The sequence below is a fragment of the Nonomuraea sp. B19D2 genome (genome assembly GCF_040137845.1).
Taxonomy (GTDB): Bacteria; Actinomycetota; Actinomycetes; order Streptosporangiales; family Streptosporangiaceae; genus Nonomuraea.
The window spans coordinates 140,481-154,393 of the sequence record NZ_JBEFAK010000008.1; the positions used below are offsets into that span (position 1 = coordinate 140,481).

Annotated in this window: 10 protein-coding genes; 7 read left to right on the forward strand and 3 right to left on the reverse strand. The window is 70.4% G+C overall.

Features of this window, described 5'->3' with window-relative positions; genetic code table 11:
- The first annotated feature begins 6 nt into the window (after nt 1-6).
- The 7 genes from ABN273_RS17530 to ABN273_RS17560 all read left to right on the forward strand — a co-directional run bounded on the left by ABN273_RS17530 (nt 7) and on the right by ABN273_RS17560 (nt 11,391).
- A complete protein-coding gene (locus ABN273_RS17530; RefSeq protein ID WP_349449949.1) occupies nt 7-5,190 on the forward strand; it encodes a non-ribosomal peptide synthetase in 5,184 nt (1,727 codons plus the stop codon).
- 1 nt (nt 5,191) lies between these two features.
- Complete coding sequence (locus ABN273_RS17535) at nt 5,192-5,938, forward strand: AzlC family ABC transporter permease (RefSeq protein WP_349449950.1); 747 nt, start codon at nt 5,192-5,194, stop codon at nt 5,936-5,938.
- The gene (locus ABN273_RS17540; protein ID WP_349449951.1) at nt 5,935-6,255 is read left to right on the forward strand and encodes an AzlD domain-containing protein; all 321 of its coding nucleotides are present in this window, start codon (nt 5,935-5,937) and stop codon (nt 6,253-6,255) included. The genes ABN273_RS17535 and ABN273_RS17540 overlap by 4 nt, the downstream gene beginning before the upstream one ends.
- Nucleotides 6,256-6,480: 225 nt before the next feature.
- Nucleotides 6,481-7,977, forward strand: coding sequence for an AbgT family transporter (locus ABN273_RS17545; RefSeq protein WP_349449952.1), 1,497 nt, complete (start codon nt 6,481-6,483; stop codon nt 7,975-7,977).
- Between the two features lie 27 nt (nt 7,978-8,004).
- A complete protein-coding gene (locus ABN273_RS17550) occupies nt 8,005-9,144 on the forward strand; it encodes a M20 family metallopeptidase (RefSeq protein ID WP_349449953.1) in 1,140 nt (379 codons plus the stop codon).
- 82 nt (nt 9,145-9,226) lie between these two features.
- Nucleotides 9,227-10,708: a glycoside hydrolase family 3 protein gene (locus ABN273_RS17555; protein WP_349449954.1), complete on the forward strand. Its 1,482-nt coding sequence runs from the start codon at nt 9,227-9,229 to the stop codon at nt 10,706-10,708.
- A gap of 11 nt (nt 10,709-10,719) precedes the next feature.
- Complete coding sequence (locus ABN273_RS17560) at nt 10,720-11,391, forward strand: pentapeptide repeat-containing protein (RefSeq protein ID WP_349449955.1); 672 nt, start codon at nt 10,720-10,722, stop codon at nt 11,389-11,391.
- 8 nt (nt 11,392-11,399) lie between these two features.
- Here ABN273_RS17560 and ABN273_RS17565 read toward each other — a convergent pair whose 3' ends face one another.
- The 3 genes from ABN273_RS17565 to ABN273_RS17575 are packed head-to-tail and all read right to left on the reverse strand — an operon-like array spanning nt 11,400 to nt 13,907.
- A complete protein-coding gene (locus ABN273_RS17565; protein ID WP_349449956.1) occupies nt 11,400-12,434 on the reverse strand; it encodes an NAD(P)H-dependent flavin oxidoreductase in 1,035 nt (344 codons plus the stop codon).
- Nucleotides 12,431-13,153 (reverse strand): CoA-transferase subunit beta, encoded by a 723-nt coding sequence (locus ABN273_RS17570; protein WP_349449957.1) that lies wholly within the window; start codon nt 13,151-13,153, stop codon nt 12,431-12,433. Before ABN273_RS17570 ends, ABN273_RS17565 begins: the two co-directional genes overlap by 4 nt.
- The gene (locus ABN273_RS17575; RefSeq protein WP_349450115.1) at nt 13,137-13,907 is read right to left on the reverse strand and encodes a CoA transferase subunit A; all 771 of its coding nucleotides are present in this window, start codon (nt 13,905-13,907) and stop codon (nt 13,137-13,139) included. The genes ABN273_RS17570 and ABN273_RS17575 overlap by 17 nt, the downstream gene beginning before the upstream one ends.
- Between the last annotated feature and the right edge of the window lie 6 nt (nt 13,908-13,913).

Sequence of the window (13,913 nt, forward strand, 5' to 3'; positions counted from 1 at the left end):
AGCACCATGCAATCCATCGAGACCCTGGGCGGGCTCAAGGTCGCGGCCGCGCAGCGTCCCCGTGAGGGCGCGTACTGGCGCGCGGAGCTGGCGGCGCTGCCCGACCGCGCCGGCTTCCCCGCCGACCACAGCGCGCCCGGCCGCGGCCCGCACGCCGCCGCCGCGCTCGACCTCGATCCCGCCTTGGCGGACCGGCTGCTGAAGCTGGCCCGAGGTCAGGACACCGCCCTGCGCTCCTTGCTGATCGCCGCGGTCGGCGCGCTGCTCCAGCGCCACACGGGCGGGGAGGAAGTCGTGCTGGCCACGCCCGCCTTCCCGGTCGCCGGCGGTCCGCCGCCGCTGGCGTCCGCGCTGCCGATCCGGCTGCCGATCAGCCGCGACAGCACGCTGCGCGACCTGCTCGGCGAGGTGGCGGCCCGGTTGCGGGCCGCGGTCGAGCATCAGGACTACCCGATCGAGCTGCTGGCCGAGGACGGCCCGCTCGCCGACGTGCTCGTCGGCCCAGTGGGTGACAGCGTGGGCGACAGCGCCGACCGGCCGGATTTCCCGCTCGTCTTCACCTTCGTCCGCGAGGCGGACGGCCTGGCCCTGCGGCTGCTGCACCGGCCCGAGAACCACACGGCGGACACCGCCCGGCGGCTCCTCGACCACTGCGCGTCGCTGCTCGATCAGGCCACCGCCCATCTCGACCTGGCGCTGAGCGCGCTCGACCTGCGCTCCGACGCCGACCGCGCGCTGAGCGCCGCGGTGAACGCCACGGACGTCGCCTTCGACGACACGGTACGGCTCGACGAGCTGCTCGGCCGGCGGGCCGCCGCGACCCCGGACGACCTCGCCGTGGTGGGCGACGGCTTCCGCCTCACGTACGCCGAACTGAACGCCAGAGTCAACCGCCTGGCGCACACGTTGCGTGCTCACGGCGTGGGCCGCGACGACCTCGTGGCTGTGCTGGCGGAGCGGTCGCCGGAGATGTTCGTGGCCGTCTACGCCGTGCTGCGGGCGGGTGGCGCATACCTGCCGATCGACCCCGGCAACCCCCGCGACCGCATCGCGTACCTCCTGCGTGACAGCGCTGCGCGCCTGGTCCTCACCCAGCCCCACCTCGCCGGCCTGGCGGGCGCGGAGACGGCGGTCCTGGACCTGACGGACGAGGCCGCCTACGCGCCGGAGTCGGACCCGCCGCCTGCGCAGGGCACCGCTCGCGATCTGGCCTACGTCATCTACACATCGGGTTCGACCGGCGCGCCCAAGGGCGTCCAGATCGAGCACCGCTCGGTGGTCAACCGCATCAGCTGGATGCACAAGGCGTACCCGATCAACGCCGCCGACGTCATCATGCAGAAGACGCCCACCTCCTTCGACGTCTCGGTGTGGGAGCTGTTCTGGGGGATGCTGGCGGGCGCGGCGGTGTGCCTGCCCGAGCCGGGCGCGGAGCGGGACCCGGAAGCGCTGGTCGCCGCCATCCGGCGGCACGGCGTCACCACGATGCACTTCGTCCCGTCCATGCTCGGCGCATTCCTCGACTTCCTGTCAGGAACGGGCGAGCAGGACGGGACGGCCACACTACGGCAGGTGTTCGCCAGCGGCGAGGCGCTGACCCCGCAGCATGCCCGGCGCTTCCACGAGGTCGTCCCGGCCGCGCGCCTGGTGAACCTGTACGGGCCGACCGAGGCCACCGTGGACGTCACCCACTACGCGTGCCGGGGCGACGAGAGCCGGGTGCCGATCGGTTGGCCGGTCGACAACACCCGCGTCCACGTGCTCGACGCCGACCTGCGCCCGCAGCCGGTCGGCATCCCCGGCGAGCTGTGCATCGCCGGCGTGCAACTTGCCCGGGGGTATCTCGGGCGGCCGGAGCTGACCGCCGAGCGGTTCACCGCCGCCCCGCACGCCGGCGAGGAACGCGTCTACCGCACAGGGGACCTGGCCCGCCGGTTGCCCGACGGCGCGATCGAGTTCCTGGGCCGGATGGACCACCAGGTCAAGGTGCGCGGCCACCGGATCGAGCCGGGCGAGATCGAGGAGTGCCTGCGGCAGCACGCCGGCGTGCGGGACGCCGTGGTCGTGGCTCACGGGAAGAACGGTGCGCTCCGCGGGTATGTGCTGGCGCCAGAGCCGATCTCGGAGGACGAGCTCAAAAGCCATCTCAGGCGCGCGCTTCCCGAGTACATGGTGCCCGCCAGGCTGGTCGCGCTGGAGCACTGGCCGCTCACGCCGAACGGCAAACTGGATCGCCGGGCGCTGCCCGAACCCGGTGAGGTGGCTGAATACACCGCCCCGCGGACGCCGCGAGAGGAGCACCTGGCCCGGATCTGGGGTGAGGTGCTCGGCCGCGAGCGGGTCGGCGTGCACGACAACTTCTTCGCGCTCGGCGGCGACTCGATCCGGTTCGTCACCGTGCTGGCCAAGAGCCGCGCTCACGGCCTGGACTTCACCTTCGAGCAGCTCTTCGAGAATCCGACGATCGCCCGGCTCGCGGCGCTGGCGGCCGATGCGGCGGGTGGCGCGGAGACCCACGTGCCGGAGCCGTTCGAGCTGCTGAGACCGGAAGACCGGGCGAAGATCCCGGACGGGGTGGTGGACGCCTACCCGATGACCCAGCTCCAGGCCGGCCTGGTCTTCCAGAGCGAGCTGTCGCACTCCACCGTCGAATATCACGACATCCTCAGCTACACGATCCAGAGCACGTTCGACGCCGAGCGGTTCGAGCAGGCGGTGCGGATCCTCGTCGCGCGGAACCCCATCTTCCGCACCAGCTACCACCTCACCGGCTACAGCGAGTACCTGCAGCTCGTCCACCAGGATGCCCCCGCGCCGCTCTTCGTCGCCGACCTGCGTGGCAAGACCGAACAGGAGCAGGACGCCTGGTATCGCGCATGGGCCGAGCGGGAGAAGGCCCACCGCTTCGTCTGGACGGAGCCCGGACTGGTCCGGCTGCACGTGCACGTGCTCGGCGACGACCTGTTCCGCTACACGCTCAGCCAGCACAACTCGGCGCTCGACGGCTGGAGCATCACGCTGGTGCACACCACGCTGTTCGACATCTACCACCGGCTCCTGGAGGGGCGTCCGCTGCCCGACGCCCTGCCGGGCAACCATCTGCGTGACTACGTCGCGCTGGAACGCCGCTCGCTGGCAACCGAGGAGCACCGCTCGTACTGGGCCCAGCTGCTCGCCCAAGGCGCCTTCACCGAGCTGCCGAGGACCAGGGACTCGGCAGAGCCGGACGTCTTTCCCGTGGTGTTCCACGAGGTGGAGTTCCCGCGCGGGCTGTCCGACCGGATCGTGGCGCTGGCCGACAGGCTGTCCGTGCCGGTCAAGAACGTCGCGCTGGCCGCGCATCTCAAGGTGCTCTCGCTGATCGCCGGCGAGAGCGACGTCGTGGCCGGCTACGAGCACAGCGGCCGTCCGGAGACCCACGGCGCCACCGAGGCGATCGGGCTGTTCCTCAACACGGTGCCCTTCCGCGCCCGCGTCGAGGAAGGCTCCTGGGCGGACCTGATAGGCCAGGTCTACCGGTCCGAGGCCGAGTTGCTGCCGGCGCGGCGCTATCCGATGGCGCAGATGAAGCGCGACCTGGGAATCCAGGACCCGCTGTTCGAGACCGCCTTCAACTTCACCCACTTCTACCTGCTCAAGCAGCTTGAGGCACGCGAGGGTTTCGCGCTGCTCGACGTACGGGCGAACTCGGAGACGGAGTTCGTGCTGCGTGCCGAGTTCTCCAGGCACTTCGTCACCGACGAGGTACGGCTGAGCCTGCACTACCACGCCCACCTGTTCGAGCCCTGGCAGGTGGCCAGGATGGGCGCGTACTACACGGCCGCGTTCGAGGCGATGACCGCCGACCCCGACGCCCCGCAGCATCTCGCCGACCTCCTGCCCGCCGAGGAGAGCACGGCACTGGCCGCGGCCGAGCGGTCAGAAGCGCTCCCGGCAGCGGCGGCCGGGCTCGTCCCCGACCCCGCCCGCCGGTTCCACCTGCGGATAGTGGACGGCCATGGCCTCCGGGCGCCCTTCGCCACCCCCGGCCAGGTCCTCCTCGTCGCGGCCGACGACGAGAGCGTCGCGGTGCCCACCGGCCGGTACGGCCGTCGGATGCCCGGCGGCCTGGAACTCCTTCCGGAACGCCCGCGCCGGGAGTTCCACCAGCCCCGCCGGCGGAGCGCCTCCCGCGAGGCCTCTCGCCCGGAAGGGCCCGTGCAACTCCGCATCGCGCAGGCGTGGGCCAGGGTCCTCGACGTGCCTCTGGAGAGCATCACGCTCGACGGCAACTTCTTCGAGCTCGGCGGCGGCTCCCTGACCGCGATGCGGGTGGTGATGGAGCTGGACGGCCTCGTGTCGCTCACCGATCTGATGCGGAACTCCACCCTCGGGCCGCTGTCCGTGGTGGCCCAGACGCGGCTGAAGGAGGACGCCGGGCCGGATTCGGGCATGCTCCGGGCCCTGTCGGAGAACCCGGACAACGCCCGGTGCGCCCTGGTCTGCTTCCCCTACGCCGGCGGCAATGCCATCAACTTCGAACCGCTGGCCGCCGCCTTCGGCAAGGAGGACGACATCGCCGTCTACGGCGTCGAGCTCCCAGGGCACGACGCCGGGCATCCTGACGAGCCCCTCCTGCCCGTGGAGGAGGCCGCCAGGCTGCTGGCGGACGAGATCCGCACCACCCTCGCCGGGGATGTGCTGCTCTGGGGCCACTGCGTGGGTTCGGCACTGGCGATGGAGACGGCACGCCTGATGGAGGCGGCAGGCCGGCCGCCTCTGCACGTCTTCGTGGGCGGCAAGCTCCTTCACGACAACCGCACCACCCGCGAGGCCGTGCGCCAGGCGGACACGATGAGCGACGACGACGTCCTGGCCTGGCTGGCCGGCGTGACCGAACTCGGCCCGCTCACGCCCGCCCAGGCGGCCTTCATGGCGAAAGTGTTCAGGCACGACTCCCGCTCCGCCAACGCCTACCTGCTCGCGCACGCCGAAGAGGGGACCAGGGCCACGCTCGGCGTCCCCCTCACGACCGTGTACGCCACCGACGACCCGCTCACTCCCGAGTACGACCGGCGATACGAGGAGTGGTCGATGTTCTCCGCCGAACTCGGGCTCGCGGAAGTCGGCCCGGCCGGCCACTACTTCTGCAGCACGGTGCCGCACGCCGTGGCCGACCTGGTGCGCTCGCTATGGAAAGAAGAGCACTGAGATGTCCACCGTCAATCCATCCGAGGCGTCGACGCCGCTCCGGCAGTTCCTGGCTGGGGCCAGGAGCACGATGCCCTTCCTCGCCTCCGCCATCCCCATGGGCATCGCGGGAGGCGTGCTGGGTTTGTCCAGCGGGCTGTCGGAGTTCGAGACCCTGGCCCTGGCGATGGCCGTGAACTCCGGCACCGCACAGTTCGTCGGCTTCGCGCTGATCGCCGATGGCACGAGCTGGCCGGCGATCATCCTCACCACGGCCATCCTGGGCCTGCGGATGCTGCTGTACTCCACGATCCTGATCCCGTACGTCAAAGAGGTTCCCCAGCGCTGGCGGCTGCTCCTCGGCTTCGGGCTGATCGACGAGGTGTTCTTCGTGGCGATAGAACGCCTGCGCAAGGGCACGCTGACCCACAGCAAGCACCTGTTCTTCCTCGGGGCGTCGGTGATGCTGTACGTCCCCTGGATGCTGTCCACGGTGGTCGGCATGTCGCTCGGGTCCGCCGTGCCGGACGTGGAGAAGCTCGGCCTCGACTTCCCGGTCACCGGCATGTTCGTCGCCATGCTCGCGATCGGGCTCGTGAACTGGCGAGTGGGCGCCGCCATCTGCTCCGCGGGAGTGACCGTCATGGTGGCGCAGGGCCTGCCGTACAACCTCGGCGTGGTTCTGGCCGCGGTCGTCGGCGCGGTGGTCGGCGCCGGATGCGAGTGGGCGACGAAGAACAAGGCCAAGGTCAAGGAGAACGTGGGATGAACATGGCGCTGCTGATCCTCGGCATGGGGCTGGTCAGTTTCCTGCCCCGGTATCTGCCGCTGGCGATCCTCGCCGACCGGGAAATGCCGCCGCTGGTGGAGACCCTGCTGCGGTACACCCCGCCGGCGGTGCTCGCCGCGCTGGTGTTCCCGGCCATTCTCGCGCCGTCCGGAAAGGGCATCGAGCTGACGCTGGCGAATCCTTATCTGATCGGCGGTCTGGTCACCTTGGCGACGGGCCTCGTCTCGAAAAGATTCCTGCTGTCCACGTCGGTCGGCATAGCGGCGTTCTATTTGAGTCGCTGGCTTATCGGATGAAAGCCGGGTCGTCCGTAACGTGGTTGGCGAGTTTGCTTTTTGGAACGCGACAACGGCTGTGTGACCTGGCCTTATAGTTGAAGATCGAATCATCGGAACGAGTTTTCGGCGAAGCGGTATGCGTTCTTACCACTTGCGGTCTGACCGGAATCTGAGTTAATGTGAGGGTTCATGTCCACCCCCCTGTCCGTGGAAGAAAAAGAGTCGCGTTCACTGAAGGCGACCATGCGCGTTCTGAATGGCATTGAGCGCGCCGGGAACAAGCTTCCCCATCCGTTCTGGCTATTCATCATCCTGAGCGTCCTGCTCATGGGGCTGAGCTGGGCACTGTCGGCCGCCAACGTGTCGGCAGTGAATCCGGCTGACAAGAAGACCGTCGCCGTACAGAACCTGCTCTCGGCCGAGGGCGTCGAGCTGATGCTCGGCAAAGCCATCGAGAACTTCGCCGCCTTCCCCGCGCTGGGCACGGTCCTGGTGGTCATGCTCGGCGTGGCCGTGGCCGACAAGGCCGGGTTGCTGGCCGCCGTGCTCAGGCGCGGCATCTCCCGGGTGCCGGCGAAATGGGTGACCTTCGCGCTCGCTTTCACCGGCATGATCTCCCACGCGGCCGCCGACTCGGCGTACATCGTGCTGATCCCGCTGGGCGGCCTGGCCTTCTACGCGATCGGCCGCAACCCGATCATCGGCGTGATCGTGGCCTACGTATCGGTCGCGGCCGGCTTCGACGCCAGCCCCGTGATCACCCCGACGGACGTCATCCTGGGCGGCATCACCACCGGGGCCGCGCACACGATCGACCCCAACGTCACCGTCACGCCGCTGGCCAACTACTTCTTCTCCCTCGGCTCCTCGGTCGTGCTCTCCATCGTCATCACGCTGGTGACGGAGACCCTCCTCACCAAGCGGGCGAAGAGCATGCCGATCGACGACGACGCCGAGATCGGTGACCTGGGCGACCTCAACCTGACCGACCTGGAGCGCCGCGGCCTGCGCCGGTCCGGCATCGCGCTGATCGTGATCGCCGCGCTGGTCGCGCTGGCCATCGTCCCGTCCAGCTCGCCGCTGCGCGACGAGAACGGCGACCTGGCGCTCGGCCCGCTCCTGGGTGCGGTCGCCCTGCTGATCGGCATCGCCTTCGCCGTCGTCGGCATCGTCTACGGGCGCACCGTCGGCACCATCAAGAAGAGCAGTGACGTGCCCGACTTCATGGCGCACGGCATGAAGGAGATGGCCCCGGTCATCGTGCTGTTCTTCGCCATCTCGCAGTTCCTGGCCTACTTCAAGTGGACCAACATCGGCACGATCGTCGCGGTCAAGGGCGCCGACCTGCTCAAGGCGGCCGGGATCAACGGCCCGGTGGTGTTCATCGGCATCCTGCTCATCGTCACGATCATCAACCTGCTGATCACCAGCGGCTCCGCCCAGTGGGCGCTGGTCGGCCCGGTGTTCGTGCCGATGCTGATGCTGCTGGACATTCCGGCGGAGACCACCCAGGCGGTCTACCGCATCGCCGACTCCTGCACCAACGCGTTGTCGCCGATGAGTCCCTTCTTCGTGCTGGTGCTCGGGTTCGTTCAGCGCTACCGCAAATCCGCCGGCATCGGCACCCTGATGGCCCTCGTCCTGCCCCTGTGCCTGGTGATGCTCGTCACCTGGACGCTGTTCTTCCTGGCGTGGTGGGCGCTCGGCATTCCCCTCGGACCGGGCGTACCTGTCCGATAACCCCTCTCTGCAACAAGGATTTTGACTGTGACACCGGCTTCCGCGTGGGCCTCTCAGGCCCTTCCCACCATGCTCGACGACCTTCGCAGGCTCGTCGAACTGGAAAGCCCCAGCGATGACAAGCGACTCCTGGACCGGACGCTCGACGAGATCGGCCTCTGGGTCGCCGACCGCGCCGGGGAGCCGGACCAGCTAACTCGTCACGATGGCGGGCAGCACGGCGACGTGCTCGAGGTGGCCTACCGCGGCACCGCGCCGGGATTCGTCCTGCTGGTCGGCCACTACGACACCGTGTGGCCGGCCGGCACCCTCGCCGGCTGGCCGTGGCGGATCGATGACGGCGTCATCAGCGCGCCCGGCGTCTTCGACATGAAGACCGGTCTTGTCCAGGCGGTCTGGGCGGTGCGGGGGCTGCGCGAGCTCGGGCTGCCGCACCCCTCGGTCCACCTGCTGTTCAACGGCGACGAGGAGATCGGGAGCCCGGCCTCCCGCGAGCGGATCGAAGCGGCCAGCGAGGGCGCGCTGGCCAGCCTGGTCTTCGAGGGCGCCGTGGACGGGGCGGTGAAGACCTCCAGGAAGGGCGTCGGCATCTTCTACCTGACCGCCACCGGTGTCGAGGCGCATGCCGGTCTCGATCCCACCGCAGGGGCCAGCGCGGTCCACGCGCTGGCCGCGCTGATCACCGAGATCGCCACGCTGGGCGCGCCCGAGCGCGGCACGACCGTCAACGTCGGCCTCGTCAGCGGCGGCACCGGCACCAACGTCACCGCGGGCCAGGCCACGTGCGGCATCGACGTGCGCATCTCGGACCCGGCGGAGATGGCCCGCGTGGACGCCGCGCTGGCCGCGTTGCGCCCATCCGACCCGCGCGTCTCCATCGAGCTCACCGGCGGGTGGAACCGGCCTCCCATGGTCCCCAACCCCGCCTCGGAAGACCTGTTCGCCAGGGCGTACAAGGCGGCCATCGAGCAGGGCCTGGACCTGCGCCAGGCAGGAGTCGGCGGAGCCAGCGACGCCAACTTCGTCTCCGCGCTCGGCCGGCCAGTGCTGGACGGGCTCGGGCCCGTCGGGGCGGGCTCCCACTCCCGCTCGGAGCACGCCATCGTCGACTACATACCGGAACGCACCGCACTCACCATGGGCATCATCTCCAGCCTCGCCGAGTAGCGAGGGTTCATTGCGAAAGAGGACGGCTGACGTCAGAAAATAGCTCTAGCAAATAGGAAACTTTCCTATTAGATTGCGGGTCATGCCCTTGAGCGGTGACCTGCTTCGCCTCGCCGACGCCGTCCTCTTCCCCGGTTTCACGGGACACATGCCTCCCGACTGGGTCCGCCGCCGCCTCGGCGGCGGGTTGGGCGGCGTCGTGCTGTTCTCCCGCAACATCGCCGACGCCGCCCAGGTGGCCCGGCTGACCGCCGCGCTGCGTGCCGAGAACCCCTCGGTGCTCGTCGGCACCGACGAGGAGTCGGGGGAGGTCACGAGGCTGGAGGTGGCCACTGGAAGCAGCCGCCCCGGCGGGTACGCGCTCGGCGTCGTGGACGACGTGGGCCTGACTGAGGCTCTGGCCAGGGATCTCGGCGGCGACCTGGCCGCCGCGGGCATCAATCTCGACTTCGCCCCTTCCGCCGACGTCAACTCCAACCCCGACAACCCCGTCATCGGCCTGCGGGCCTTCGGCGCGGACCCCGCCCTGGTGTCCCGGCATACCAGGGCGTTCGTCCGCGGCCTGCAGTCGGCGGGCGTGGCCGCGTGCGCCAAGCACTTCCCCGGACACGGGGACACCTCGGTCGACTCGCATCACGGCGTGCCCGTGGTGTCCGACGACGGGATCGAGGACGCGCTGCTCCCTTTCCGAGAAGCGATCAAGGAAGGCGTCAAGGCCGTCATGACCGGCCATCTCCTGGTGCCGTCGTACGACGCCGAGCTGCCCGCCACGCTCAGCCCCAAGGTGCTCACCGGGCTGCTGCGGGAGGAGCTCGGGTTCCCAGGAATGATCATCACTGACGGCATCGAGATGGCGGCGGTGGCGGGGGCGTACGGGATCGGGGGCGCCTCCGCCCGCGCCATCGCCGCTGGAGCCGACGCGATCTGCGTCGGCGGCGAGCGCGCCGACGAGGCCACCGCCGCCGGGATCCGCGACGCGATCGCCATGGCGGTGACCCAGGGACTGCTGCCCGAGGAGCGGCTGGCCGACGCCGCTCGGAGGGTCCGCGAGCTGGCCTCATGGGCCGCTTCCCCGGGCGGCCAGGCACCCCGTGACGGCTCCATCGGCCTGGCCGCCGCGCGCCGGGCGATCAGGCTCACCCGCCGGTCGACCGCTCCCGTGCTGCCCCTGACCTCCCCTGCGTACGTGGTGGAGCTGGCGCCGGAGATGAACCTGGCCATCGACAGGAAAACGCCGTGGGGCGTCGGCGAGCCCCTGTCCCGCCTGCTGCCGGACACCGTGGTGAGGCGGCTGGCGGTGGGGGACTCGACGGGTCCGGCGCTGGAGCGCCTGCTCAGGGAGTCCGCAGGACGGCCACTGGTGATCGTGGTCCGTGACGTGCACCGCTATGCCTGGCAGGAGCAGTCGCTACGGCACCTGCTCAGCGCCCGGCCCGACGCGGTGGTGGTGGAGATGGGGCTTCCCGCGCGGTCGGATCTGGGCGCCGTGCACATCGCCACGTACGGCTCCGCCCGCGTGTGCGGGCAGGCCGCGGCCGAAGTGCTCACCGGTGCTCATGGGTAGGGTGTGATCCCGTGAACTTCGACGGCGAGGATCTTTCACGCAAAGCGCTGGCCGACCGGCTCCCCTCCGACGAGACGCACGTCTTCCGCGACTGCGACCTCACGGAGACCGACCTGTGGGGCGCCCCGCTGGCGGGGGCCAGATTCGAGTCGTGCGTGCTGGACCAGACCGACTTCCGCAAGGCCGACCTCGACGGTGCCTCGTTCACCGGCGGAGGCGGCATGCGGACCCGCTTCAACGACGCCGACCTCATCGACGTGACGTTCACGGACGTGGACCTGTCCTCGGCCCAGTTCGGCGGCGCGCTCCTGACGGACGTCTCGTTCGCGGGCTGCCGCATGATCGGCACCGCGCTCACCGCCTCGCGCGGCACCGGCTTCAAGCTCACCCGCTCCAACCTGACCCTGGCCAACCTCGGCGGCTGCTCGCTGCGCGGGGAGCTCATCGAGGGCGTGCGCTTCGACGACGCCGATCTGTCGGGCTGCGACTTCACGGAGGCCACGTTCAGTGACTGCCGGCTGATCGGGACGCGCCTGCTGCACACGAAGTTCGCCAAGGCCGATCTGCGCGGGGCCGACCTGGGCCAGCCGGACGACGCCAAGCTGCGGGCGTTCGCGGGCGCCATCATCAACCAGACCCAGGCCAACGCCATCCTCGCCGCCCGCGGCATCACCGTCGTCTAGGCTCGGCGTCACGAGAATGTCCGGGGCAGGTGGGAGAGGGCGGTCTCGGCCTCGGCCATGATGCGGTCGATCAGCTCCCGGCATGACGGCAGATCGTCGATCACGCCCACCACCTGGCCCGATGCCATCACTCCGAGATCCGCCCTGCCCTCCACCATCGCGGCCCGCAGCAGCACCGGCGTGTTGGCCGCCTGCAGCACCTGGGCCCAGGTCAGGTCGCGGGCCTGCCTCATCCGGCGGCCCTCGCGGAGCAGCTCGCCCCACGACAGCCCCGACAGCCGCTTGAACCTGGCCCCGTTCACCACCGCACGGACCAGGCGCGACCGCTCCAGCGACGCCACGAAAGGCGTCAGGAGCACCCGGTGCGGCACCCCGTCCAACTGGGTCGTGACCACCGTCTCCCGCGTGGCCAGATACAGCTTCTTCACCTCGTCGGGCACAGGGGAGTCGCTGGTCAGCAGGAACCTGGTCCCCATGGCGATCCCGCAGGCCCCGTACGCCAGGGCCGCCACCAGCCCCCGTCCGTCGAAGAAGCCTCCGGCGGCGATCACCGGGATGTCGACCGCGTCCACGACCTGGGGCAGCAGCAAGGTGGTGGCGACCGGGCCGGTGTGGCCGCCGCCCTCGCCGCCCTGGACGATCAACGCGTCGACGCCCCAGCCCGCCACCTTCTCCGCGTGCCGGCGGGCGCCCACCGACGGGATCGTGACCACGCCCGCGTCCTTGAGCCGCGCGATCAGGTCGCGCTTGGGCGCCATCGCGAACGACGCCACCCGCACACCCTCGCCGATCAGCACCTCGATCCGCTCGGCGGCGTCGTCGGCGTCGGAGCGGATGTTCACCCCGAAAGGCGCGTCCGTGCGTTCCTTCACCCGCCGGATCGCCGAGGTCATCTCGGCCACCGACATCGTCGCGGCGCCGATCACGCCCAGACCGCCCGCCTGCGAGGTGGCCGCCGCGAGCCGGGCGCCCGCGACGTACCCCATGCCGGTCTGCACGATCGGGTGGCGGCACCCGACCAGATCGGTCAGCGCGGTCCTCACGCCGCCACCTCGCGGTCGCGGGTTCGCTGGGGATCGAGCCGGTCCAGGACGTCGAGCTCCTCGGGGGCCGGCCCGCGCGTCTGGGCGACATTTCGGGGAATGTCGAGATTGAAGCCGGTTGCTGCCACCACGTCCTCCACCCGCACCCCGGGATGCACCGACACCAGCCGCATGGTCCCGTCAGGGCCGCGGAAGTCCAGGACGGCCAGGTTCGTCACCACCCGGCGCAGGTCGAAGGCGCCCCTGTCGGTCCCGACCCCGCTGACCATGTCCACCTCGGGCACGAACACCCGGGTCGAGTGCCGGGGAATCCAGTAGCTGGTCGGGTCGCAGCGTGTGTTCCCCGGCGCCCCCCGAACGCCCAGCAGCTGCGCCTTGGGCCGCGACCAGTCGCCGATGCAGGAGATGTTCGTGTTGCCGTGCCGGTCGATCTGGCTGGCCCCGAGCATGACGTGCCGCCGGCCGTTCAGCACCAGCCACAGGTGCTCGCGGAACGGCAGCCACCCCTCCACCACCTCGGGCGCCTCGCCCAGCGCGGGCACGTCGCCGGTGAGCAGGCAGGTGCCGTCGTGCGTGAGCAGCTCCGGCTCGAACGTCAGCCGCGCCAGCCGCGCCGCCAGCACCGTGACCGCCCCGCCGATCCCGGCGGCGACGATCTCCCCGTCGCCCCTGAACGCCTCCGCGCACGCCACCACGCACACGTCAGCCCTGCTGCTCATCGAACTCCTCCCAAGGCGTCTCCACGTAACGCCGCTGGAGCGCCTCGTCCCGCCCGTAGTCGGGCTCGCACGAGGTGAACCCCGCCCCGCCGGGCACCTCCACCACCCCCGCCACCATCGAGCGGCTGATCAGCAACGACTGCAAGGGCCCCTCCTTCAGCAGGTCCTCCACCACCCGCTCGCACGACACGTAGCACCGCCGCGCGGCCTTGGCGTAGAGGTCGTCGAAGTACGGGTCGGGACCCAGGTACTGGGCGTTGCCCCGGGCGTCGGCCCGGTTCATGTGCACCAGGGCCACGTCCATGGTCAGCGCGGGCACCGCGACCAGCTCCTCCCCGTCCGCGTACGGCGACCGGACCGTCCGCAGCTCCGGGTTGACCCGCAGCACGTCCGACCCCAGCCCGGCCCGCGTCGGCAGGAACGGCAGCCGGTGCGCCCCCGCCAGCAGCCCGAACATGAACATCCCCTCGTCGTACTCCACGAACTCGATCTCCCCGGCCTGCCTGGCCCGCCGGAAATGGGGCTCCAGAGGGATGGAGTCGAGCGTGACGAACGGGGCCACGACCTTGCGTACCTTCTTCGCCGCGCACAGCATGCCCACGTCCGCGCCGCCGTACGAGACGATCGTGAGGTCGTCGGCGGGGGAGCGGAGGAGGGCGCGTACGAGCGCCATCGGCTTGCGGCGCGAGCCCCAGCCGCCGATCCCGACCGTCATCCCGCTCTCGATCCGGCTCGCGACCTGCTCGGCCGACATCAGCTT

What these genes read in the sequence shown, in the direction of transcription:
- ABN273_RS17570 (WP_349449957.1), bottom strand. Translation starts at nt 13,153, where the DNA reads ATGAGCAGCAGGGCTGACGTGTGCGTGGTGGCGTGCGCGGAGGCGTTC.
- ABN273_RS17530 (WP_349449949.1), top strand. Translation starts at nt 7, where the DNA reads ATGCAATCCATCGAGACCCTGGGCGGGCTCAAGGTCGCGGCCGCGCAG.
- ABN273_RS17555 (WP_349449954.1), top strand. Translation starts at nt 9,227, where the DNA reads ATGCCCTTGAGCGGTGACCTGCTTCGCCTCGCCGACGCCGTCCTCTTC.
- ABN273_RS17535 (WP_349449950.1), top strand. Translation starts at nt 5,192, where the DNA reads ATGTCCACCGTCAATCCATCCGAGGCGTCGACGCCGCTCCGGCAGTTC.
- ABN273_RS17540 (WP_349449951.1), top strand. Translation starts at nt 5,935, where the DNA reads ATGAACATGGCGCTGCTGATCCTCGGCATGGGGCTGGTCAGTTTCCTG.
- ABN273_RS17575 (WP_349450115.1), bottom strand. Translation starts at nt 13,907, where the DNA reads ATGTCGGCCGAGCAGGTCGCGAGCCGGATCGAGAGCGGGATGACGGTC.
- ABN273_RS17545 (WP_349449952.1), top strand. Translation starts at nt 6,481, where the DNA reads ATGCGCGTTCTGAATGGCATTGAGCGCGCCGGGAACAAGCTTCCCCAT.